This is a genomic window from Streptomyces sp. AB3(2024), assembly GCF_041862025.1.
GTDB lineage: Bacteria > Actinomycetota > Actinomycetes > Streptomycetales > Streptomycetaceae > Streptomyces.
Genome location: NZ_JBGWAB010000080.1, coordinates 14,091 through 35,506 on the forward strand (window position 1 = coordinate 14,091; position 21,416 = coordinate 35,506).

23 protein-coding genes are annotated in these 21,416 nt (G+C 72.7%); 14 read left to right on the plus strand and 9 right to left on the minus strand.

Translation table 11 applies throughout. The features are described 5' to 3' along the window. Positions 1–435 precede the first annotated feature (435 nt). On the plus strand, positions 436–651 hold the full coding sequence (locus ACEPPI_RS26515) for a zinc ribbon domain-containing protein (RefSeq protein ID WP_373917769.1): 216 nt from the start codon (positions 436–438) through the stop codon (positions 649–651). A gap of 457 nt (positions 652–1,108) precedes the next feature. On the opposite strand, the gene ACEPPI_RS26520 is transcribed toward ACEPPI_RS26515, so the two are convergent. Together ACEPPI_RS26520 and ACEPPI_RS26525 are read right to left on the minus strand one after the other, a co-directional pair. After that, entirely contained in the window at positions 1,109–2,581 is a 1,473-nt protein-coding gene (locus tag ACEPPI_RS26520) for an amidase (RefSeq protein ID WP_373917770.1), read from the minus strand. A 115-nt stretch (positions 2,582–2,696) separates the two neighbouring features. Next, positions 2,697–2,957 (minus strand): hypothetical protein, encoded by a 261-nt coding sequence (locus tag ACEPPI_RS26525; protein WP_373917771.1) that lies wholly within the window; start codon positions 2,955–2,957, stop codon positions 2,697–2,699. A gap of 58 nt (positions 2,958–3,015) precedes the next feature. Between ACEPPI_RS26525 and ACEPPI_RS26530 the strand changes: the two genes are divergently transcribed. The 9 genes from ACEPPI_RS26530 (at position 3,016) to ACEPPI_RS26570 (ending at position 11,270) form a co-directional block, all read left to right on the plus strand. Then, complete coding sequence (locus ACEPPI_RS26530; RefSeq protein ID WP_373917772.1) at positions 3,016–4,092, plus strand: LacI family DNA-binding transcriptional regulator; 1,077 nt, start codon at positions 3,016–3,018, stop codon at positions 4,090–4,092. Positions 4,093–4,260: 168 nt separating this feature from the next. Next, on the plus strand, positions 4,261–5,460 hold the full coding sequence (locus ACEPPI_RS26535) for an acetyl-CoA C-acyltransferase (protein WP_373917773.1): 1,200 nt from the start codon (positions 4,261–4,263) through the stop codon (positions 5,458–5,460). Between the two features lie 151 nt (positions 5,461–5,611). After that, positions 5,612–7,051, plus strand: coding sequence for an aldehyde dehydrogenase family protein (locus tag ACEPPI_RS26540; protein WP_373917774.1), 1,440 nt, complete (start codon positions 5,612–5,614; stop codon positions 7,049–7,051). A gap of 80 nt (positions 7,052–7,131) precedes the next feature. Then, a complete protein-coding gene (locus ACEPPI_RS26545) occupies positions 7,132–7,533 on the plus strand; it encodes a thioredoxin family protein (RefSeq protein ID WP_373917775.1) in 402 nt (133 codons plus the stop codon). Positions 7,534–7,576: 43 nt separating this feature from the next. Further along, entirely contained in the window at positions 7,577–9,007 is a 1,431-nt protein-coding gene (locus ACEPPI_RS26550; RefSeq protein WP_373917776.1) for an NAD(P)/FAD-dependent oxidoreductase, read from the plus strand. Positions 9,008–9,169: 162 nt separating this feature from the next. Further along, positions 9,170–9,733, plus strand: a complete 564-nt coding sequence (locus ACEPPI_RS26555; RefSeq protein WP_373917777.1) for a hypothetical protein — start codon at positions 9,170–9,172, stop codon at positions 9,731–9,733. After that, a complete protein-coding gene (locus tag ACEPPI_RS26560) occupies positions 9,720–10,097 on the plus strand; it encodes a hypothetical protein (RefSeq protein ID WP_373917778.1) in 378 nt (125 codons plus the stop codon). The genes ACEPPI_RS26555 and ACEPPI_RS26560 overlap by 14 nt, the downstream gene beginning before the upstream one ends. Continuing rightward, positions 10,085–10,336: a hypothetical protein gene (locus ACEPPI_RS26565; protein WP_373917779.1), complete on the plus strand. Its 252-nt coding sequence runs from the start codon at positions 10,085–10,087 to the stop codon at positions 10,334–10,336. Before ACEPPI_RS26560 ends, ACEPPI_RS26565 begins: the two co-directional genes overlap by 13 nt. A gap of 169 nt (positions 10,337–10,505) precedes the next feature. After that, positions 10,506–11,270, plus strand: coding sequence for a metallophosphoesterase (locus tag ACEPPI_RS26570; protein ID WP_373917780.1), 765 nt, complete (start codon positions 10,506–10,508; stop codon positions 11,268–11,270). A gap of 77 nt (positions 11,271–11,347) precedes the next feature. Here ACEPPI_RS26570 and ACEPPI_RS26575 read toward each other — a convergent pair whose 3' ends face one another. The 6 genes from ACEPPI_RS26575 to ACEPPI_RS26600 all read right to left on the minus strand — a co-directional run bounded on the left by ACEPPI_RS26575 (position 11,348) and on the right by ACEPPI_RS26600 (position 15,615). Further along, complete coding sequence (locus ACEPPI_RS26575) at positions 11,348–11,998, minus strand: hypothetical protein (RefSeq protein WP_373917781.1); 651 nt, start codon at positions 11,996–11,998, stop codon at positions 11,348–11,350. Continuing rightward, positions 11,995–12,432: a DUF6114 domain-containing protein gene (locus ACEPPI_RS26580; protein ID WP_373917782.1), complete on the minus strand. Its 438-nt coding sequence runs from the start codon at positions 12,430–12,432 to the stop codon at positions 11,995–11,997. The genes ACEPPI_RS26575 and ACEPPI_RS26580 overlap by 4 nt, the downstream gene beginning before the upstream one ends. Then, positions 12,423–12,980: a DUF6230 family protein gene (locus tag ACEPPI_RS26585; RefSeq protein WP_373917792.1), complete on the minus strand. Its 558-nt coding sequence runs from the start codon at positions 12,978–12,980 to the stop codon at positions 12,423–12,425. The genes ACEPPI_RS26580 and ACEPPI_RS26585 overlap by 10 nt, the downstream gene beginning before the upstream one ends. 224 nt (positions 12,981–13,204) lie before the next feature. Continuing rightward, entirely contained in the window at positions 13,205–13,960 is a 756-nt protein-coding gene (locus ACEPPI_RS26590; protein WP_373917783.1) for a MerR family transcriptional regulator, read from the minus strand. A 28-nt stretch (positions 13,961–13,988) separates the two neighbouring features. Beyond that, complete coding sequence (locus tag ACEPPI_RS26595; protein WP_373917793.1) at positions 13,989–15,185, minus strand: methyltransferase; 1,197 nt, start codon at positions 15,183–15,185, stop codon at positions 13,989–13,991. Between the two features lie 70 nt (positions 15,186–15,255). After that, positions 15,256–15,615, minus strand: a complete 360-nt coding sequence (locus ACEPPI_RS26600; protein WP_373917784.1) for a tetratricopeptide repeat protein — start codon at positions 15,613–15,615, stop codon at positions 15,256–15,258. Positions 15,616–15,766: 151 nt separating this feature from the next. On the opposite strand from ACEPPI_RS26600, the gene ACEPPI_RS26605 reads away from it, so the two are divergent. Together ACEPPI_RS26605 and ACEPPI_RS26610 are read left to right on the plus strand one after the other, a co-directional pair. Next, entirely contained in the window at positions 15,767–16,732 is a 966-nt protein-coding gene (locus tag ACEPPI_RS26605) for a pirin family protein (RefSeq protein WP_373917785.1), read from the plus strand. An 852-nt stretch (positions 16,733–17,584) separates the two neighbouring features. After that, positions 17,585–18,472, plus strand: coding sequence for a DUF5655 domain-containing protein (locus tag ACEPPI_RS26610; protein ID WP_373917786.1), 888 nt, complete (start codon positions 17,585–17,587; stop codon positions 18,470–18,472). A gap of 67 nt (positions 18,473–18,539) precedes the next feature. Here ACEPPI_RS26610 and ACEPPI_RS26615 read toward each other — a convergent pair whose 3' ends face one another. Next, on the minus strand, positions 18,540–19,295 hold the full coding sequence (locus tag ACEPPI_RS26615; RefSeq protein ID WP_373917787.1) for a transposase family protein: 756 nt from the start codon (positions 19,293–19,295) through the stop codon (positions 18,540–18,542). 104 nt (positions 19,296–19,399) lie between these two features. On the opposite strand from ACEPPI_RS26615, the gene ACEPPI_RS26620 reads away from it, so the two are divergent. After that, on the plus strand, positions 19,400–19,621 hold the full coding sequence (locus ACEPPI_RS26620) for a hypothetical protein (RefSeq protein ID WP_373917794.1): 222 nt from the start codon (positions 19,400–19,402) through the stop codon (positions 19,619–19,621). A 136-nt stretch (positions 19,622–19,757) separates the two neighbouring features. Next, complete coding sequence (locus tag ACEPPI_RS26625) at positions 19,758–21,134, plus strand: IS1380 family transposase (protein WP_373917788.1); 1,377 nt, start codon at positions 19,758–19,760, stop codon at positions 21,132–21,134. The last annotated feature ends 282 nt before the right edge of the window (positions 21,135–21,416 follow it).

Consider the following 21,416-nt stretch of genomic DNA (forward strand, 5'->3'; position numbering starts at 1 on the left):
TGATCGCGGTGTGCGAGGTGCCCGGGGCACCCTTGAACGAGAATCCGTCCGGATTCATCGGCGTAGACCTCGGCATCGTCAACATCGCCACCAGCAGCACCGGGTACCGGGCCGCCGGGCGTGGTCTGAACCGGCACCGCAAACGGCAGCTTGGCCTGCGTAAGAAGCTCCAGGCCAAGGGCACCAAATCTGCCAGACGCCTGCTCAAGAAGCGCAACCGGCGTGAGCAGCGCCATGGGGCCAACGTCAATCACGTCATTGCCAAGAAGATCGTCACCACCGCTGAACGCACCGGACGCGGGATCGCACTCGAAGACCTGAGTGGGATCCGTGACCGGGTACGGCTCCGCAAGGACCAGCGGACCACACTGCACTCGTGGAGCTTCCACCAGCTTGCCGGCTTCGTGGAGTACAAAAAGGGCGAAGCGTGCCGGGGTGCCCCTGGTCTACGTCGATCCGGCGTACACCAGCCAGGAATGCTCCGAGTGCGGTTACACCGACCGGAAGAACCGTGTCGGTCAAGCGACGTTCGCCTGCCGGTCCTGCGGGGCCCTCCTGCACGCGGACGACAATGCGTCCCACAACATCGCCCGTAAGGGCGAGGCCGTGTGGACTGCGGGGCGTGAGTCACGCGTCCCAGCCACCCCATAGGTGGTCTGGACGGAGGAGCCAACCCGGCAGCCAGTCGGGCGCTACCTCCAAACCCGGCCCTTCAGGACCGGGTCAAGTTGGGCATGGCAAAGCCAGCTGTTCTGCAAGGAGTTGAAGAAGTCCGGATCGCGCCGCGAGCCGGGCGTGCCGAATCGTATGCGAATGAGACAGGTGGCCGAATATCGCGGCCTGTGGGCCCGGTATCCGCGGATGCCTTCCGGTGTGCCGGCCGAGTTGGGCCACCCGGGCGACCACACGGTCGTCCTCGGTGCGGAGTTCCTCGCTCCGGACGGTCAACGAGGCCAAGGCGTAAAGCTGTTGGCGCGGGTCGTCGAAAGCCGCGCCCGGCTCGTCGGGCCCACCGTGGGTGATCTGGTCGTGGTGTCTGCGCCACCCCCGTAGTGCGAGATCGAATTCAAGTCGGCGCGAGCGCGGACGGGCGGCCCGCCGGGGCGGTTCAAGGACGCCCCGACTCCGGGCGAACACTGCCCGGCGGCCAGTGCCGCGCCCAGTCCTCGGCCGCCTCCAGCTGCGCCGCCAGCGCCAGCAGCCTCGGCTCCGACTCCGCCGGGCCCAACAGCTGCGCGCCCAGCGGCAGTCCGTCGGGGGTGAACCCCGCGGGGACGCCGACACCCGGCCAGCCCAGCACGTTCCACGTCCAGGCGTACGGGCACGCGGCGATCATCGACCGGTCCGTGGCCAGCGCTCCCAGCCCGGCCAGAGCGCCGATCCGCAGGGGCGGGGTGGCCGTCGTCGGGGTCAGCACCACGTCGAAGCGGTCGAAGATCTCCCCGGTCCGGCGGCGCAGCAGCCCCTCGGCCCGCCGCGAGAGCCGCAGTGCCAGTCCGCCCAGCAGGCGGCCCGTACGGGCCGCCCCGCGGGTGCGCGGATCCAGCAGCCCGGGATCCGGAACCCGCGCCGCCAGCTCGCGTACGCCCGCCGTCGCGCGCGGCACGAAGGCGGGCCCGACGGGGCCGTAGCGCGGATCCTCCGGGATCACCTCGTGACCCAGAGCCTCCAGCCGCCCGGCCAGCCGCTCCACCGCCGCGCGGACCACGGGGTCGAGGGGTGTGGCCGACGCGGTGAAGGCCGTCCCGTAGGACAGGGCGATCCGCAGCCTGCCCGGCGGCCGGCCGGCCGCCTCCACCGCCGAGAACGGTGCCGGGCGGTGGAGGTCCCCCGGGGCGGGCCCGCTCGCCGCGTCCAGCAGCAGCGCGGCGTCCGCCACTGTACGGGCCAGCACGCCGTTGACCGTGAGCCCGTGGAAGGACTCGGGCTCAGGCCAGGTGGAGATGCGCCCGCGCTGTGGCTTGACCCCCACCAGGTGGGTCCAGGCCGCGGGGATCCGCACCGAGCCCGCGCCGTCGGAGCCGAGCGCCGCGGGCACCAGTGCCGCGGCCACGGCGGCGGCCGAGCCGCCCGAGGAACCGCCGGGGGTGTGGGCCGGGTTCCACGGGTTGCGGGTCTCGCCGAAGGCGGGCCCCTCGGTGAACGGCCACTGCCCCAGCTCGGGGGTCTGGGTCTTGCCCACGATCACGGCGCCGGCCGCGCGCAGGCGCCGTACCGCCTCGCTGTCGGCGGTCCTCGGCGGGAAGTCCCCCGGGCAGCCGAAGGCGGTGGGCTCCCCGGCCACGTCCATGTCGTCCTTGACCGCGACCGGCACGCCCAGCAGCGGCAGCCGCTCGCCGCGGGCCAGCCGCGCGTCCGCCGCGTCCGCCTCCGCGAGGGCCGCCTCGGTCCGGACGATCCGGAAGGCGTTGAGCGAGGACCGGGACGCGGCGATCCTCTCCAGCGAACGCTGGGTCAGCCCGCGTGCCGTGACACTGCCTTCGGCCAGCGCGTCGGCCATCTCCCGCAACCCTGAGGGACCTTGTGGCGCGCAGCCCCCCAAGGGCCCCGCCGCACCGGCCGCATACAACGAGCCCGCCATCGGACCTCCCCCTTACCGATCGGTAATACCGACGGTAAGGGGACACGGCCCCGATCCGGAAGGGACCGCCGGCGGCCGGGCCCTGGCATGTCCGTCGCGCGTCGGCGGCCGCCCGCTAGAGCCGGCCCTCCAACGAGGCCATGAATCCGTCGAAGTCGTCCCGGTGGATGGTGTGCCCGGCCCCGGCGACCGTACGGACCTCGAAGCCGCGCTCCTCCAGCAGTGCGGCCCGCTCCGGGGAGACGAGGAAGCTCGGGTCGGCGAGCTGGACGAGCGAGGGGACCACTGGGGCCGCCGGCAGCAGGTCCCGGCCGGCCAGTGCGGCGAGGCCGAGCGCGGTGGCCTCGTCCCACACGGCGAGGGTGCTCTCTGGCATTCGTTTCCGGCCATCCGCCAGAACCCGGGCGTGATCGGTCTGGAAAGATGCCTCGGCAATGTCTCACTCATCGAACGCGCCGATCCCCCCGAGCTCGCCGAAGCCGCGCAGCCGGCGGGCCCCGGCCTCCCCGCCCCCCGAACCGGCGCCCGCACCCGTCCCGACCAGCGCCGACGTCGCCCGCCTGGCCGGTGTGTCGCGCGCGACGGTCTCGTACGTGCTGAACAACGCGGAAGCCGTACGCATCAGCGAGCCCACGCGCCGCAAGGTCCGCGAGGCCGCCGAGGAACTGGGCTACGTCCCGCACGCCGCCGCCCGCAGCCTGCGCGCCGGGCACACCCGCATCGTCCTGCTGCCCACCTCGCACGTCCCGGTTGGCCCGCTGTACAGCGCCTTCCTCAACGAGCTCCAGTGGGCCCTGCGCCGTCTCGACTACACGGTGGTGCAGTACGGCAGCCTCGGCCTGAGCGGTGACGAGGCGACGCGGGCGTGGGCCGAACTGCGGCCCGTCGCGGTGATCTCGCTCGGGGAGATCAGCCTGTCCGCGCGCAACGTCGCCACCCTCAAACGAGCCGGGGCTCGCGCGGTGATAACGCTGGGCCCGGTCGGCGTACCGGGGGCCCACGCCCTGGTGATGGACCAGGCGGAGGTCGGGGCACGGGCCGCCGCCCACCTCGTGGAACGCGGCCGCAGCCGGATCGGCGTGATCGTCCCGGAGGAGGAGGGCCTGGAGCTGTTCTCGGCACCCCGGCTGGCCGGGGCCCGGTCGGTGGAGGGCGCGCGGACCGAGGTGCTGCCGATGGCCTACACGGAGGAGTCCGCGGCAGAGCTGGCGGGCCGCTGGCGCTCGCTCGGGCTGGACTCCGTGTTCGCGTACAACGACGAGTACGCGATGCTGCTGATGCGGGCGTTGCAGGACGAGGGGCTGGACGTCCCCGGGGACGTCGCCGTCATGGGCGCCGACGACCTGCTCATCGGGCGGCTGCTGCGCCCCCGGCTCAGCACGGTCCAGATCGAGCTGCCGACCGGGGACCACCTGGCCTCGCTCGTGGACCGCGCGGTGCGGGGGCCGTCCGAGATCACCCGGCGGCACGACCTGATGGCCGCGACGGCGGTCCACCGCGAATCCACCTGACGGCGGGAGCCGGGGGCTGCGGGGTGGCCGGGGGGCCGTTGACAGGCGGCGACGTGGGGGCGGAGACTGCGGGCGCGCCCCACCGGGCGTGCCCCGGGGGTGCGTCCCGGTGCCCACACCGGCACCGAACGCGCCGCCGCCCGTACGGATCCGCCCAGGAGCGACCCCATGAGCATCCGCACCGTCCGCGACGTGTACGTCGTCGACGCAGTCCGCACCCCGATCGGCAAGTTCGGCGGGGCCCTCGCCGGGGTCCGGCCGGACGACCTGGCCGCCCACGTGGTGCGCGCCCTGGTGGACCGTACGCCCGACCTCGACCCGTCCCGCATCGACGACGTCTTCTTCGGCGACGCCAACGGCGCGGGCGAGGACAACCGTGACGTGGCCCGTATGGCCGTGCTGCTCGCCGGACTGCCGGTGACGGTGCCCGGCGTGACCGTCAACCGGCTCTGCGGATCGGGGCTCGAAGCCGTCATCCAGGCCGCCCGCGCCATCGCGGTCGGGGACGCCTCCGTCGCCATCGCGGGCGGCGTCGAGTCGATGACCCGCGCCCCCTGGGTGGTGCAGAAGCCCGAACGTGCCTTCCCCGCCGGGCACCAGCAGATGTGGTCGACCACCCTCGGCTGGCGGATGACCAACCCGGCCATGCCCCCCGAGTGGACCGGTTCCCTCGGCGAGGGCGCCGAGCTGATCGCCGAGAAGCACGGCATCTCGCGCGAGGCACAGGACCTGTTCGCCCTGGAGAGCCACCGCAAGGCCGCCGCCGCCTGGGCCGCCGGGCTCTACGACGGCGAGGTCGTCGGCTACCCGGGCGTGGACCTCGTACGCGACGAGTCCATCCGCGAGGGGTCCACCCCCGAGTCGCTGGCACGCCTGGGGCCCGCCTTCCGGGGCGACGGCTCCGGCACCGTCACCGCCGGGAACGCCTCCCCGCTCAACGACGGGGCCGCCGCCCTGCTGCTCACCGACGAGGCGGGGCTGGCCGCCACCGGACGCGAGCCGCTGGCCCGGATCAGCGCCTCCGCCGTCACGGGCATCGAGCCGCAGCTCTTCGGCCTCGGGCCGGTGGACGCCGTCGCGCGGGCGCTCGCCAAGGCGGACCGCCGGCTGGCCGACCTGTCCGTCCTGGAGCTCAACGAGGCCTTCGCGGCCCAGGCGTTGGGCTGTCTCGGGGCCTGGCCCGAGCTGGATCCGGCCACGGTGAACCCGCGCGGCGGGGCCCTCGCCATCGGTCATCCGCTCGGCGCCTCGGGCGCCCGGCTGGCGGGCTCGGTCGCCCACCAGTTGGCAGCGGCCGGTTCGGGGACCGGCATGGCGGCGCTGTGCATCGGCGTCGGGCAGGGCATCGCGCTGGTCCTGGAGCGCTGAACCCGCCCACGCCCCAGGGGAGTCGATCGTTTCCGGTCACCGGATCCTGTCAACTGCCCAATAACTGAACAGAAGTGGTGCCCCCGGTCTGGCACGATGGCGCGTGCTGCCGCACCCCGCCCCGCCCACCCCCATCCGGAGGCCCCGCGTCATGCCGCTGCTCGACCCGACTCTCTGGCAGGACGGACCCACCCTCACCGGGGGCACGGCCCCGGTCGTCGAACCCGCGACCGGCCGTACCCTCGCCACCCTCGACCTCGCCGGGCCCGCCGACGTGGGGGAGGCCGCCGTACGGGCCGGCGCCGCCCAGCGCGACTGGGCGCGGGCCGGCCACCCGGAGCGGGCGGCCGTGCTGCGCCGCGCCGGGGACCTGTTCACGGCCCACGCCGGTGAACTGCGGGAATGGCTGGTCCGGGAGTCGGGCTCGATTCCCGGCAAGGCGGACTTCGAGCTGCACGTCGCCGCCCAGGAGTGCTACGAGGCCGCCGCGCTGGCCTCCCGCCCGGTCGGGCAGGTACTGCCCAGCGAGGCGCCCCGGCTCTCCTTCACCCGGCGCGTGCCGGCGGGGGTGGTCGGGGTGATCGCCCCCTTCAACGCCCCGCTGATCCTCTCGATTCGCTCCGTGGCGCCCGCGCTCGCGCTCGGCAACGCGGTCCTGCTCAAGCCGGACCGCCGCACCGCCGTCTGCGGCGGCCTCGCCCTCGCCGCCGTGTTCGCCGCCGCCGGACTGCCGGCCGGGCTGCTGCACGTCCTGCCGGGCGGGGCGCGGACGGGCTCCGCGGTGGTGGCCGACCCGCGCGTGCGCGTCGTGTCCTTCACCGGCTCGACCGCCGCGGGGCGCTCCGTCGGTGAACTGGCGGGCCGTCACCTCACCCGCGCGCACCTGGAGTTGGGCGGGAACTCCGCGCTCGTCGTGCTCGCCGACGCGGACGTCGAGGCCGCCGTCGCACAGGCCTCCTGGGGCTCCTTCTTCCACCAGGGCCAGATCTGCATGACCGCGGGACGCCACCTCGTCCACGCCTCGCTCTACGACGAGTACGTGGAACGGCTCGCCGCCCGCGCCGAGGCCCTGGCCGTCGGCGACCCGCACCGCGAGCCCGTGCACCTCGGCCCGCTGCTCGACCGGACCCAGCTGGAGAGGGTCCACGGCCTGGTCGAGGCCAGCGTGGAGCAGGGCGCCAAGCTGGTCGCGGGCGGCACCCACCGGGACCTGTTCTACCGGCCGACCGTGCTCGCCGGGGTGGCCGACGACACCCCCGCCTACGCGGAGGAGGTCTTCGGTCCGGTGGCACCCGTACGGTCCTTCGCGACGGAGGAGGAGGCGGTGGAGCTGGCCTCGGCGGGCCCCTACGGACTCTCCCTGGGCATCGTCACCCGCGACGCGGGACACGGCATGGAGCTGGCCGAACGCATCCCGACCGGCATCGCGCACATCAACGACCAGACCGTGAACGACGAGGCGGTGGCCCCCTTCGGCGGGGTCGGCGCCTCCGGTACGGGCGCCCGCTTCGGCGGCGAGGCCAACCTCGACGCCTTCACCGAGCTGCGCTGGACCACGGCCCGCACCACCCCGCCGGCCCACCCGTTCTAGGTCCTGCCGCCGACGGAGGAATGCGGCGGGCCGGCCGATCGTTCCAGCAGGACACACTGCGATCAGGAGGTCCGGACACCGTGGCTACAGTCGAACTCACCAAGGAGAACTTCGACCGGACGGTCAGCGAGAACCCGTTCGTGCTGATCGACTTCTGGGCGGGCTGGTGCCGCCCCTGCCTGCAGTTCGCCCCGGTCTACGAGAAGGCCGCCGAGGCCAACCCCGACCTGGTCTTCGCCAAGGTGGACACCGAGGCGCAGCAGGAGCTGGCGGCGGCCTTCCAGATCGCCTCGATCCCGACGCTGATGATCGTCCGGGACCAGGTCGCCATCTTCGCTCAGCCCGGAGCGCTGCCCGAGGCGGCGCTGACCGACCTCATCGGGCAGGCCCGCGCCCTGGACATGGACGAGGTCCGGGCGAAGATCGCCGAGTCCGCCCCGGCCGGGGGCGCGGACGGGACCCCCGGCACGCCGGAGGCCTGACCTTGCGGGACGTGTCCCCCGCGCTGCGGTGACACTGGACCGCATGACTGAAGCGGTGGAGTACGACGTCGTGGTGCTCGGTGGGGGCCCGGCCGGCGAGAACATCGTCGACCGGACCCGCGCCGCCGGGCTGAGCACGGCGCTGGTGGAGAGCGAACTCGTCGGAGGGGAGTGCTCGTACTGGGCCTGCGTCCCCAGCAAGGCCCTGCTGCGCCCGGCGCTCGCCCGGTCGGAGGCGCGCCGGGTGCCCGGACTGGCGGGGGCGGTCCGGGGGCCGCTCGACGCGGAGGCGGTGTTCGCGCACCGCGACTACTGGACGGGTGACTGGAAGGACGACGGCCAGCTCGACTGGCTGGACTCCATCGGCGCCCATCTCTACCGCGGCCACGGCCGCCTGTACGGGGTCCGCAAGGTCGCCGTCACCAGTCCCGAGGGGGAGCACCACGTCCTCGCCGCCCGGCACGCCGTGGTCGTCGCCACCGGCACCCGGGCCGTGGTCCCGGACCTCCCCGGGATCGCCGGGGCCCGCCCCTGGACCAGCCGTGAGGCCACCTCCGCCCGGGAGGTGCCCGGCCGGCTGCTGATCGTGGGCGGTTCCGTGGTGGCCGCCGAGATGGCCACGGCCTGGCAGGCCCTCGGGTCCCGGGTGACCGTCCTCGTACGGGGGTCGGGGATGCTGCCGAGGATGGAACCCTTCGCGGGCGAGCTGGTCGTCGAGGCGCTGACCGAAGCCGGCGCGGTGGTGCGCACCGGGGTGGCGGTCGAGGCGGTCGTACGGGACGGCCCGACCGGGCCGGTGACCGTGGTGCTGGAGGGCGGCGAGGCCCTGGAGGGCGACGAGCTGCTGATGGCTACGGGGCGGGCGCCGCGGACCGAGGACATCGGGCTGGACACGGTCGGGCTGACCCCGGGTGACTGGATCGGTGTCGACGAGGGCTGCCGGGTCCCCGGGCACGACTGGCTGTACGCCGTCGGGGACGTCAACCACCGGGCGCTCCTCACCCACCAGGGCAAGTACCAGGCCAGGATCGCGGGCGCGGCCATCGCCGCCCGCGCGGCCGGATCGCCGCCCCTGGACGCGTCCCGCTGGGGCGCGCACGCCGCCACCGCCGATACCGAGGCCCTGCCCCAGGCGGTGTTCACCGACCCGGAGGCCGCCGCGGTCGGCCTGACCCTCGCGGAGGCGGAGCGGGCCGGGCACCGGGTGCGCGCCGTCGACTACGACCTCGGCAGGGTCTCCGGCGCGGGCCTGTACGCCGACGGGTACCGGGGGCGGGCCCGGATGGTCGTCGACCTCGACCGGGAGGTGCTCCTGGGCGCGACCTTCGTGGGGCCCGGTGCGGCCGAACTGGTGCACGCGGCGACGGTGGCGGTGGTGGGCGAGGTGCCGATCGGGCGGCTGTGGCACGCGGTTCCGTCCTTCCCGACGATCAGTGAGGTGTGGCTGCGGCTGCTGGAGGCGTACCGGGGGTAGCGGCGGGCCCCGGCCGGTGAGGCGGGGGCGGGGGCGCCGGCAAGTGGATCCGGACAGGCTGCCGGGTTCCGGCCGGACCGGGGAGGAGAGGTTCATCGTCGATCTTCATTAGGTTAGCCTTACCTAAGTAGGCCGACCTCCTCCCCGGAAAGGCGTCTTCCCATGCGCGCTGCCCTCCTGCCCCGCACCGCCGTACGGCTCGCCGCCCGCGCGGCCTTCGCCGCCACCGCCGCCGTGGCCCTCGCGCTCGGCGCGGCCGGCGCCGCCTCTGCGGCCACCTCCACCCGTACGGTCACCGACGGCGGCGGCACCTGGCGCCTCGCGCTCACCGTGCCCGCCTCCGCCGCCGCTGCCGGGCGGAACGTCACGGTCACCGGTAGCGGCTTCAACCCCGCCAAGGGCGTCTCCGTGGGCCTGTGCGCGGCGAACGGGCCCCAGGGCTCGGGCAAGCCCACCCCCTGCCTGGGCGGTTCGGACCAGGCGGGCAGCATCGGCGCCTCCCACTGGGTCAACAGCACCTTCGGCGGCACCCTCCCCAACACCTCCGCCTACGGCCCCGGCGGCACCTTCAGGGGCACCATCCACGTCAAGGCCGATCTCGGCAACGGCCGGATCTGCGGGGACACCGTCGAGTGCGCCGTCGTCACGCGCGCCGACCACTTAGACTCCGCCAACCGCGCCTACGACGTCCACGTCCCGGTCACCTTCAAAAATGACCGGCCCTGACACCCCGCCACCCCCTCGCCCCCGCCGCGCGGGCGCCGCGGCGACCGCCCTCGGGCTCGTCCTCGCCCCGACGGTGGCGCGGGCCGCACCGGCCGACGGGGCCGCGGCCCGGGCCGACGTACCGCAGGGCGCGGTCGCGTACCGGCCCACGGCCGCCTTCACCACCGCCGGCCGCCCCCGCGACCTGCTGCTCCACCCCGAGTCGAAGAAGCTGTACGTCGGCTCGGACGACCTGCCCGACACGACCGGGGCCGACGAGAGTGGCCTGCACGTCCTGGACCCGGCCGACGGCACCCTCCGCAGCACCGCCAGCCAGGTCCCGGGCCCCACCGAGCCCTCGGCCGACGGGCCGTGCACCGGCTGATCGCACCGCTCCCCGGGGACGGGGTGGTCTTCGGCCACCCCCTGCGCGGCATCGGCACCGCCAAGGACGGGGATCCGGCCGCGGCGGGAGCGCGGGCGGCGGGCGCGACCGTCACCGACGCCGGGCACGGGGTCACGCCAGGGACGGACCTGATCGCCCAGGGGCCCGTCCTGTCGGAGGTGCGCGTGGCGACCGCCGCCGTCAGGCGCTCCCTCACACGGCGGCCGGCTGGGGCCTGACCGGGCTCCGGCGCGGGCGTCCGCGCGGCGGGCCCTGAGTCCGGGGGGTGGTGTCAGGGCGCACACCCTGTTGAATGGGCCGAACGCGCCCTCCCCGGGAGGGCCGTGACCGACCGTCACGCGCCGCGCCGGTGACGGCCCCGCACCGGCGACGAAGGAGCCACAGTTCGTGATCGTGATCGCGCAGCTCAGTGATGTCCACCTCGACGGCGGGACCCGCGCCGCCCAGCGCACCCGCGCGGTACTGGAGTACCTGGACGCCCTCCCGTACGACCTGGACGCGGTCCTGATGAGCGGTGACATAGCCGATCACGGGACGGAGGCCGAGTACCAGGAGGCCCGGAAGGTGCTCGCCACCCGCCACCCGGCCGTCGTCTGCCCCGGCAACCACGACGAGCGCGTCGCGTTCCGCCAGGTCCTGCTGGGTCAGGAGGAGCCGTCCGCGGAGCCCGTCGACCAGGTGCTGCGCGGCGCGGGCTTCGTCCTGGCCGTGTGCGACTCCTCGGTCCCCGGGAAGCACGAAGGGTACCTGGAGGACTCCACGCTGGCCTGGCTCGACGGCATCCTCACCGGGACCCCGCACGAGGTCCCGGTGCTGGTCGCCTTCCACCACCCGCCGGTCCCGCTGCACACCCCGTACGTGGACGAGATCAGGCAGTTCGGTGAGGAGCGGCTCGCGGCCCTGGCGGAGCGCCACCCCCACCTGCTCGCCTTCCTGTGCGGGCACGCCCACACGGCGGCCGCGACCACCTTCGCGGGCCGCCCGCTGCTGGTGGCGCCCGGGGTGGTGTCCACCCTGCGCCTGCCCTGGGAGACGCAGACGGATCCCGACCACCACGTCCACCTCGACGAGCCGCCGGCCGTCGCCTTCCACGTGATCGGCGACGACGGGCGGCTCACGACGCACTACCGGGTGGTCGTCGAGCGTCCGTAGCCGTAGCCGCAGCGGCACGTCCCACCGTCACCGGGGTTCCGGCGACGGTGGGACGGCGGTGCGCGGGGCGGCCCCGGTCAGGGGGCGACGGTGATCTGCTGCGCCGGGTCGGTGGTGTCGGTGACCTTGTAGACGGCGTTGAAGGTGGACGCGGTCGCGCTCGTCGGGCAGCCGAAGCCACCGGTCACCGTGACCGGGACCGAGGCGTTGGTGAAGGTCAGGCTCGACGGGGCGCCGTTGGCCCAGGTACCCGGCACGGCCGCCGGACCGCCGGGGGCGGCGGTGACGGTGCAGGTGGCGAGTCCGGTCGTGTGCACGACGAGACCGCCGGTCGGGACCGTCATGGTGGCCGTGATCGGGGAGCCGTTCTGCATGGACACCGACCAGGCGCCACTGGTGGTCACGGTCGGTGTCACGCCCGGCATGCTCGACGTACACGAGCTGTAGGTCGGCGGCGAGATGGGCGAGGAGACGGGCCCGGCCGCGTTGTGGTTGCCGGGGGCGGCCGGCACCGTGCCGGTGGAGACGGAGACCGTGCAGGTCACCGTGACCGAACCGGCCTTGAGGGTGGCCTTTCCGCTGAGGGTGGCCTGGAAGGCGTGCCCGGCCGGGGTGACGGTCGTCGACCCGGCCAGCGGTAACGGCGCGGCGGTGGCGGTGGCGGAGGCCACCGTCAGGGCGGCCGCGGCCGCCATGCCGAGGGCGAGCGCGGTACGCGTACGGCTCATGGCTGTGCTCCTTGGGGATCGGGGTGCGGAGTGGGGGAGTCCCCGGCGGGGGAGGGCCGGGCGGGGGCGGCGGAGCCCCTGGTGCGCGGGGCGGCGTACGGCTGCCAGGCGAACATCAGCCCGCCGCCGAGGATGCCGAGCAGGGTGCCGATCAGGAACCCGCCGAGGTTCGACAGGACCAGCGCGGCGGTGGCGATGAGCGTGGTGAGGACCCCGGCGAGGGAGCGCTGCCGGGGGGAGAACCAGGCGGTGAGACCGAGGACGATCATGATGATCCCCATCAGGACGGACGGGATCCCCGCCACCCCCTGCTGGAGCATGATCTTCAGCGGTGCCAGCGGCAGTACGCAGATCCAGGCCCCGGCCAGGACCGCGAAGAGCCCGCCCCAGAAGGGCCGGCCGCGCCGCCACCGCCGCCAGCGGCTCAGAAGCATTCCTTCTTGCCCTTGCTGATGTTCATGCTCAGCCCGGAGAGCTTGAAGGTGCCGGCGTTGGTCGCCCACGCCGTCTGCTGCAGGTTGGAGATGGTGACCGTGTCGGCCTGCTGGGCGAAGAGGTCCTGCATGCCGACCGCCTCGGCCGGCCCCTTGTCGAGGGTGGAGGCGTCGCGGCCGATCTCGATGTTCTTGAAGACCGCGTCGCCGGCGAGCTGGGTCGCGTCCACGAACAGGTTGCTGGCCTCGACGGGGTCCTTCTTGCCCGCGGTCAGGTTGAGCGAGATGTCGCCGACGATCGGGAGGGTGGTGACCACCGACTGGCAGAGGCTGTGCAGCTTGGCCTCCTTGATGGCGGTGACCGCCACGGGGATCAGCTCCTCGCGGGCGTTGACGTCGACGCTGCCGTACTGCGCGAAGCCCTCGCCCTCCAGGCTCGTCGCCGACACCTTGAACTGCTGCCCCGACACCGCGAAGGAGGCCGCGAGCGCCCCCTGCGCGAGGGCGATGCCCAGCCCCGCGGTCACCGCCACGGCGGGCAGGGTCAACAGGGCGAAGCGGCGCCAGCGGACCCGTCCCTCACCTCTGTCGGCGGCGTCCGCGGCGTCCGGGGAGGCCACGCCTTCCCCGCCGGGCGGTTCGGATAAGTTCGGTGAGCTTGCCATGAGATCGTCCCTTATCTCGGCTGTGCACCTTTGTTACCGACGAGTTGAATGTAAGAGTGCCAATGGTGGTTGGCAAGGTTGCGTGAGCGCACCTTTTCGGCCGACTCCTACTGCTCCGTACGCAGCAGTTCGGCTACCTCCGCCTCCACCCGCCGTGCCATCGCCCGCGCGAACTCCGCGGCCACCACCTCGCCCGCGACCGGCCGCAGGGCCTTCACCGCCTCGCGGATGTGATCCAGCTGGGTGGCCGAAAGCTGCTCCAGCCCGTCCGGGCCGATCACATGCCGGCGGAACAGTCCCACGAACCGGTCCGCGAGCGCGGCGGCCTGAGCCTGGACGAAGTCCCCGGCGTCCAGGATCTCCGTCAGCGGCACCCCCTGCCGCACCAGGGCCACCGTGGCCTCCAGCAGCCGCCGGCTCGGATACGTGACCCGGTCCCCGTCCAGACGTACGTAGCCCAGCTCGGCCGCCCGCCGGGTGTCCTCGGCCGAAGCCGCCGGGCCGAACAGCTCCCGCAGCTCGGCCCGGGTCATCGACACCGGGTCCTCCTGCACCCAGTCCCGGGTCATCTCCCGCTCCAGGCCCAGGAGCTGGGACAGGCCGCCGCCCTGCTCCCAGGCGGAGAGCAGCTCCGCGATGCCGTTGACGGTGTAGCCGCGCCCCAGCAGGTCGCTGACCAGGCGCAGCCGGGTCAGGTGGTCGTCGGAGTACCAGGCGATCCGGCCCTCGCGGCGCGGCGGCGGGAGCAGTCCGCGCTCCTGGTAGTAGCGCAGGTTGCGCACCTTGACGCCCGCCGCCCGGGCCACCTCCTCGCGGCGGTAACGCCGCTCCCCGCCCGTGTCCGTCCGCGCCCCGTTGCTCACGCGGCCGAGTGTAGGACGTACCGGCAGGTCACATGGGGCGCTGCCGCGCCTCCCGCTTGACCGCCCGCAGGACCACGAACTTCGGCTCGCTCGCGACGACTTCGCTGTTGCCGAAGAGCCGCTGCAGGTGCGTGTGGTAACCCATGTGGCGGTTGGCCACCACCCACAGCTCGCCGCCGGTGCGCAGCACCTTGCGGGACTGCGCGAACATGCGCAGCGCCGTCGCGTCCGTCGTCGCCTGGTGCGAGTGGAAGGGCGGGTTGTTCAGCACCAGGTCCACCGAACCGGGCTCCAGCATCGCGACCCCGTCGCCGACCCGGAACTCCGCCGTACGCCGGCCCGGCGGGACGTTGGCCTCGTAGGTCGCCCGCGCCGAGGCGACCGCCTGGTACGACTCGTCCGTGAAGACGACCTCGGCGTCCGGGTCGGCGACGGCGACCGCCGTGCCGACGACACCGTTGCCGCAGCCCAGGTCCACGACCCGGGCCCCGTCCGTGTTGGTCGGGATGCTCTGGAGGAAGAAGCGCGTGCCGACGTCCAGCCGGTCCGCGCAGAAGATCCCGGCGTGGTTGACCACCTTCAGCCCGGCGCCCGAGCCCCCGTCCTCGTCCACGGTGTACGTCACCGGCCACGGGTCCGCGCCCGCCGGTCGGGCCGCGCCCGGGCCGGTGGGGGTGCAGAAGATCAGGCGGGCCTTCTTCTCGGCGAGCGAGGTCTTCGTCGGCCCGAGGATCTTCTCGAACAGGCGCAGCGTGGAGGTGTGGATCTCCTTCACCATGCCGGTGCCGACGACCACGGTGCCCTCGTGCACGTGCGGGGCCAGCCGGTGGAGCTGGTCCTCCAGCAGCGCCAGGCTCTTGGGCACCCTGACCAGCAGGACGTCGATCCGCGCGGGCGGCGCGTCCTGCGTGGTCAGCAGGGTCACCGTGGACTTCGCGGTGCCGATGCCGGCCCGGTCCAGGTTCGCCTCGGTGGCGGCGCGGGTCAGCGAGGAGTCGGTGATCTGCGTGGGACGGTACGCGGCCAGGGCCGTCGTCAGCGCCCCCCAGCGGTCACCGATCACGGTGACCTGCCCGGCGCCGGCCAGGTCCACCGGGCCGCGCTCGCCGGTACCGGCGTCGAGATGACGCAGCAGGTACTCGTCGGCGGCGTCCCAGGCGCGGAGCTGGTCGCGCGGGTCGACGGGGAAGCGGGTGAGTTCGTAGGAGCCGAAAGGCGTGGTCAGGCGGTTCATATGGAACCCAGGCTAGCCGAGGCCGCCCCCCGGCCCCGCACACGCGGGGCCGGACGGCGCCCTACTGAGGGAACTCCCCGGCCATCGCCGCCGCCATCCGCAGGTGCGGGCGGGCCTCGTCGGCCCGGCCGCGCCGCTCCAGGGTGCGGCCGAGCATCAGGCGCGCGTAGTCCTCCACCGGCCACCGCTCCAGGATGGCGCGCAGCTCGGACTCGGCGCGGGAGAGCTGCGCGGAGTGGTAATAGGCGCGGGCCAGCAGCAGCCGCGGAGCGAGCTGCTCCGGGGCCTCCTCGGCGACCGACACCAGGACGCGGGCGGCCGTCGCGTACTCCCGGGCCTCGAAGAACAGCTGCCCGCGCGCCCAGCGCTCGGCGGTCGTCCCGTGCGTGTGGTACGCGTCCCCGGCCGTGTCCTTCGCCATGCTCCCCGTCCTCACGTCCATGCCCGTCGGTCCTTTCCGCTCGCTCTGGTGTCCGCTGTCCGTCGTCGGTGCCTGCAACACCGTCGCGCGGACGGACATTCCGCGAAGCGGAACGGGGGCTGCCGGGCCCGGCGGCGTTAAGTTGTGCCGTATGAGCAATCTCGATCGCCAGCCCGCTCTCGCCACGTGCGGCGGCCGCGGCTTCGTCGTCGCCGAACCGGTCCGCGAACTCCTCAGCCCGCGCACCGTCAAGCTCGGGGAGGCCACCGAGGTCCGCCGCCTCCTGCCGAACCTGGGCCGCCGCATGGTGGGGGCCTGGTGCTTCGTCGACCACTACGGCCCGGACGACATCGCGGACGAGCCCGGCATGCAGGTCGCTCCGCACCCGCACACCGGCCTCCAGACGGTCAGCTGGCTCCACGAGGGCGAGGTCCTGCACCGCGACAGCGTCGGCAGCCTCGCCACGATCCGCCCGCGCGAGCTGGGCCTGATGACATCGGGCCGGGGCATCAGCCACTCCGAGGAGAGCCCCCGCCCGCACGCCCGCTTCCTGCACGGCGCCCAGCTGTGGGTGGCCCTGCCGGACGCCCACCGGGACGTGGACCCCCACTTCCAGCACCACGCCGACCTTCCGACGGTCACCGCCCCGGGCCTCACCGCGACCGTGATCCTGGGCACCCTCGACACGGCGACCTCGCCCGGCACGGCGTACACCCCCATCGTCGGCGCGGACCTCACCCTCGCGGCCGGCACCGAGACCCGCCTCCCGCTGGACCCGGACTTCGAGTACGCGGTCCTGTCGATGTCGGGCGAGGCCCGCGTCGACGACGTCCCCGTCCTCCCGGGCTCGATGCTCTACCTCGGCTGCGGCCGCACCGAACTCCCCCTGCACGCCCTCTCGGACGCGGGCCTGATGCTGCTGGGCGGCGAGCCGTTCGAGGAGGAGATCGTCATGTTCTGGAACTGGATTGGCCGCTCCCATGAGGATATCGCACAGGCCCGCGAGGACTGGATGAATGGGACCAGATTCGGCGAGGTGAAGGGGTATGACGGCCCTCCGCTTTTGGCTCCTGACCTGCCCCCGGCCCACCTCAAACCACGCGGCCGAGTGCGCTGACCTGCGATATCTGGAGTGAGGCGGCCCCGCGGGGCGCGGGTCAGGCGCCTTCCGGTTACTGAAGCCTCGGCGCTTCCGATCGCGCCCCGCGCTTGCCCTTCGATGGTGCGGGGCCTTCCCCCTCTGTGGGCGTCCGTGGGTGGGTGTGTGTCTACGAATGCTGACCCAATGCTGACTTTCCTGACGCTGCGTCAGGTGAGACTTCGTGCAGGTACAGACGTCGAAGCGGCTTCGTCGGCGATCTGCGCTTGTCTGGAAGTTGTTCCCGGCTACGTGACGGTCGGGTTGCCCATTGCGCTTCCCAAGGGCCGGTCCGAGAGTCTGATCGCCTGGTGTTACCGCTTGTAGGAAGTCGACAACCCCTGCAGCGGTCGTCGCAGCGGCGTCCTGCACTCTCGGCGAGGTGGGCTTCCGGGAGGCAGGGCGATGAACGGCGTTGCCGGAAGAGGTCCGCGGCCTGATGGTGACTCAGCGCGGCATGGCGCCACGGCCGCCAGCGGCAACATCCTCGCCCAAGGGGAGAGCATCCTGGCCGTGGTCGGGCCGAACTCGCCGGGCACGAGGGCGCGGCGGTCCGCACCGTGCACGTCCTGCCTCCTGCGCCACCCGGTACGCCGGCTCCGCCTCGGGCCGCCGACGCTGGACCGGGTGCCGTCCGCGCCCGCCGGGCCGGTGAAGACGGCTCCCCGGAGCCTGACCGTGCCGCGCTACCGCCTGTGAAGAGAGCACTGCGGTCTGAGGCCAGCACGCGTTCACCCGTCTCGTGCTCGCCCGCCATCCGACACCGATGGCTTCGCCGGAAACAATCCGGGCTCCCTCAGCGTTGAGGCCTGCGAAGCACGAGCTATGGGGGTGTCGGGGCTGAGGCTGTTCGATGTGGCCGGGGGAAGCGCGGTCGAGATCGCTGCACGCCCTGCAGAGGTGGAGCGTCACCTGCAGGACGTGGTCGAGGCGAACATGGAGGCCATGCTGGGGGTCCGGTTCCTGGCCAGCGAGTACAGCACCGGACCGGTTCATCGCGGCCGGATCGATTCGCTAGGCCTGGACGAGAACGGCTCGCCGGTCGTGGTCGAGTACAAGCGAGGCCGCGACGTCGGCGTCATTACCCAGGGGTTGTTCTACCTCGCGTGGCTGACCGACCATCGGGCCGAGTTCCAGCAGTTGGTCCGCGAGCGTCTCGGCTCAGACATTGCTTCCCAGGTGCTGTGGAGCAGCCCTCGGCTGATCTGCGTCGCGGAGGACTACACCCGCTACGACCTCCACGCCGTGCGCGAGATTCGACGCACCATCGACCTCGTCCGCTACAGCTACTTCGGGACAGGGCTGCTCGCCCTCGAACCGGTCGCCAAAACGACTGCCGGGGCACAGGAGCGCAGCGAACAGCGTCGTCGCCGACCGAGCACGTCGGTCGGCATGCGTGAGGACCCCATTGCCGGGCTGCGCAGCGCGCTCGACGAACTGCTCCAGGGGCTGGGAGACGATGTGAGCAGCGTTGACCGCAAGCAGTACCGCGCGTACAGGCGGCTGCGGAACTTCGCATGCGTCAGTCACGCCCACCGGCAGGAGGTCGTGGTTACGCTCCGGCTTGACCCCAAGGACGTGGACCTCGTTGGGGGCTTCACCCGGGATGTCAGCCAGATCGGCCACCACGGCACTGGTGATGTCGAGGTCCGTCTTCGGCCGGAGGGCGATCTGAGTCGCGCTGAGCCGTTGCTCCGGATGAGCTACGAGGCTGCCTGAGAACGCCGGCGCCCAGGCTGTGCTGCACCTGTCGCAGTTGACTCGCCCCAATGAGCTTTTTCCAACCTCATGTTGAGGCGTGGTGAAGGACGAGGACGGCCTTCACGATGTTGGTGATCCGGTTGGTGCTGCAGCGGAGCTTCCGCAGTAGGCGCCAGCCTTTCAGGACGGCCATGGCCTGCTCGCCGACGCACCGGATCTTGGCGTGGCTGCTGTTGTGTCGTTGCTTCCATCGCTTGAGCCGGCGGCCCCGGAAGGGGACTCGGATGTGCCGGCCGGCGCCTTGGTACGCCTTGTCCGCCCAGCATTTCAGTCCCGCGGCGGCGAGCGCGTCGACGATCTCGTGCGTTCGTGCGGCCGTCAGGTCGTGGGTGGAGCCGGGCAGGGCCGGGGATGCCCAGAGCAGTCGACCGAACGGGTCGGTGAGGACCTGCACGTTCATGCCGTGCCGTTTGTGCTTGCCCGAGTAATACGGGGCGTCGGCGGCAATCCGGTCGATCGGCAGCAGGGTGCCGTCCAGGATCACGAATGCCTTCGTCCGGGCGGTCTCCATCGCATCGGCCAGGGTCGGTGCGAGAGCGGCCAGAACTTCGATGGCCTCGCGTATGTACCGGTAGACAGTTGCGATGCCGATTCCGAAGCTGGCGGCAAGCTGGGCGTAGGTGTCTCCGCACCGCAGGTGGGCCAGTGCGAGCAGGGCCTGACGGCCGGCGGGTAGTCGTCGCCACCGCGTACCGATCTCCCGTTGCCGAACTGCGAGCTGCTCGGTCAGGTACCGCAGGGTGCTGCTGGACAGATCGATCGAGGATGGGTAGACAAGCACGAGAGCTCCTGGCGGACACGGGTGATCTTGGTCGAGAACCCGTCTACCAGGAGCTTCGTCCCGTACAGCCCGTTGACCCCCAACAGCTCGGCATCGCGGTCAGGTTGAAAAGGCTCCGTACCTGGGGCGGCTGGCACCACCACGTCACCCTCGTCTCCGTCGCCCACGCCTTCTGCACCCTCCAGCGACTGGCCAGAGCCCCAAAAGACCCGGCCGCCGGCCTGAGCCTCTACCAGGTCGTCCGCGAACTACAGACCCTCCTCGCCTCCTGGAACGGCGCCTGCCCCACCTGTCACCGCGACATACCCACACCAACCCCAACCTGACCAAGCCCTACTAGCCTCGCGCTTTCATGAAGCGGGCTGTCCGACGGGTGGTCAGGTAAGCGAAAAGTGCCTCTGACCAGCAAGAATGAGGATTGTCGAGGTCCTTGTTCCTGCCACCGTCGGAGGCACTTCCCAGGTGAAGAAGCGTATCGGGTCCTATCCACGCGTCCGCGTCGAGGGCGGTGGCCGTGGGGTGGTGTCCCAGGCCGGGGCCGTGCTGCTGGTCGAGACGGTCCGCAAGGCCGGGCTGGACCAGGCGATATCGGCGGCGCTTGCGCCGTGGCGGCGGCCGCGGGCGGTGCACGATCCGGGGAAGATCCTGCTGGACGTGGCCCTCGCGGTCGCGATGGGCGGGGACTGCCTCGCGGATGTCGGGACGCTGCGGGCCGAGCCCGGCGTGTTCGGGCCGGTGGCCTCCGACCCGACGGTCTCCCGGCTCGTCGACGCCCTCGCCGCAGCTGGGCCGAAGGCCCTGTCCGCTATAAGGGCCGCTCGGGCCGAAGCGCGTGAGCGCGTCTGGAAGCTGGCCGGCGCTGCGGCGCCGGATGCCGCGGGGCAGGTGATCGTGGACCTGGACGGGGTGCTCGTGCTGGCCCACTCCGAGAAGCAGGACGCCACCGCGACCTGGAAGAAGACCTTCGGACACCACCCCCTGATGGGCTTCGTGGATCACGGAAGCGGCGGGAGCGGTGAGCCGGTCGCCGGCCTGCTCAGACCGGGCAACGCAGGCAGCAACACCGCCGCCGACCACATCACCACGGCCCAACTCGCCTTGGCGCAACTACCGAAGAAGTACCGGCGCGGACGCCGGACGCTGATCCGTACCGACTCCGGCGGCGGCACCCACGAGTTCGTCGCCTGGCTCGCCCAGCGCGGCCGGTGGCTGTCGTACTCGGTCGGCATGACCATCACTGAGCAGATTCACCAGGCCGTCCTCAAGGTTCCCGCCCCGGCCTGGACGGCAGCGATCGAGCCCGGCGGCGAGATCCGGGACGGGGCGTGGGTCGCCGAGATCACCGGCGGCTGCCTCAAGGGCTGGCCGAAGGGAATGCGGATGATCGTGCGGAAGGAACGGCCCCATCCCGGCGCACAGTTGCGGATCACCGACGCTGACGGACTGCGGCTGACCTGCTTCGCCACCAACACCACCGACATGCCGATCGCGGCACTGGAGCTGCGGCACCGCCAGCGGGCACGGGCCGAGGACCGCATCCGGGCCGCGCGGGCCACCGGCCTGCGCAACCTGCCCCTGCACGACACCGCGCAGAACCAGATCTGGCTGGAGATCGTCCAGCTCGCCCTGGACCTGCTGGCCTGGATGCCGATGCTCGCTCTGACCGGCGCAATCCGCAGGTGGGAGCCCCGCCGTCTCCGGTTCCGCCTTCTCTCCGCCGCCGCCCAGATCGTCACGACCGCCCGCCGCCGGCACCTGAGGTTCGCACGCCGCTGGCCCTGGACCGACGTGATCACCGACGCGCTGGCGCGGCTCGAAGCTCTCCCAAACCCCGGCTGACCAGCACGTTCCCGTCCCTGCGAGCAGCATCACCCCGACCGGAGCCGTGGAACCCGGCGCCCACCCGACGCGACAGCCGGGCCATCAGCGCGCCCGCCACCGACCCGAACAACCGAAACGGCCCGCCGAAGAAGCCGACGGACCGTCACGAAAGATCGAGGCTAACAGCGTGGAACCTTCTGAACAGTTGCAGAAATGTGATGTGGGTGTTCGTCGCACAAGGGCCGTGTGATGTGTGCGTCGAGGTGGCGGCGGGCGCGCGCGTGCCCGCAGGGCCGAGCG

What these genes read in the sequence shown, in the direction of transcription:
- ACEPPI_RS26520 (WP_373917770.1), bottom strand. Translation starts at nt 2,581, where the DNA reads ATGGCGGGCTCGTTGTATGCGGCCGGTGCGGCGGGGCCCTTGGGGGGC.
- ACEPPI_RS26525 (WP_373917771.1), bottom strand. Translation starts at nt 2,957, where the DNA reads ATGCCAGAGAGCACCCTCGCCGTGTGGGACGAGGCCACCGCGCTCGGC.
- ACEPPI_RS26530 (WP_373917772.1), top strand. Translation starts at nt 3,016, where the DNA reads ATGTCTCACTCATCGAACGCGCCGATCCCCCCGAGCTCGCCGAAGCCG.
- ACEPPI_RS26535 (WP_373917773.1), top strand. Translation starts at nt 4,261, where the DNA reads ATGAGCATCCGCACCGTCCGCGACGTGTACGTCGTCGACGCAGTCCGC.
- ACEPPI_RS26540 (WP_373917774.1), top strand. Translation starts at nt 5,612, where the DNA reads ATGCCGCTGCTCGACCCGACTCTCTGGCAGGACGGACCCACCCTCACC.
- ACEPPI_RS26550 (WP_373917776.1), top strand. Translation starts at nt 7,577, where the DNA reads ATGACTGAAGCGGTGGAGTACGACGTCGTGGTGCTCGGTGGGGGCCCG.
- ACEPPI_RS26555 (WP_373917777.1), top strand. Translation starts at nt 9,170, where the DNA reads ATGCGCGCTGCCCTCCTGCCCCGCACCGCCGTACGGCTCGCCGCCCGC.
- ACEPPI_RS26560 (WP_373917778.1), top strand. Translation starts at nt 9,720, where the DNA reads ATGACCGGCCCTGACACCCCGCCACCCCCTCGCCCCCGCCGCGCGGGC.
- ACEPPI_RS26575 (WP_373917781.1), bottom strand. Translation starts at nt 11,998, where the DNA reads ATGAGCCGTACGCGTACCGCGCTCGCCCTCGGCATGGCGGCCGCGGCC.
- ACEPPI_RS26580 (WP_373917782.1), bottom strand. Translation starts at nt 12,432, where the DNA reads ATGCTTCTGAGCCGCTGGCGGCGGTGGCGGCGCGGCCGGCCCTTCTGG.
- ACEPPI_RS26600 (WP_373917784.1), bottom strand. Translation starts at nt 15,615, where the DNA reads ATGGCGAAGGACACGGCCGGGGACGCGTACCACACGCACGGGACGACC.
- ACEPPI_RS26605 (WP_373917785.1), top strand. Translation starts at nt 15,767, where the DNA reads ATGAGCAATCTCGATCGCCAGCCCGCTCTCGCCACGTGCGGCGGCCGC.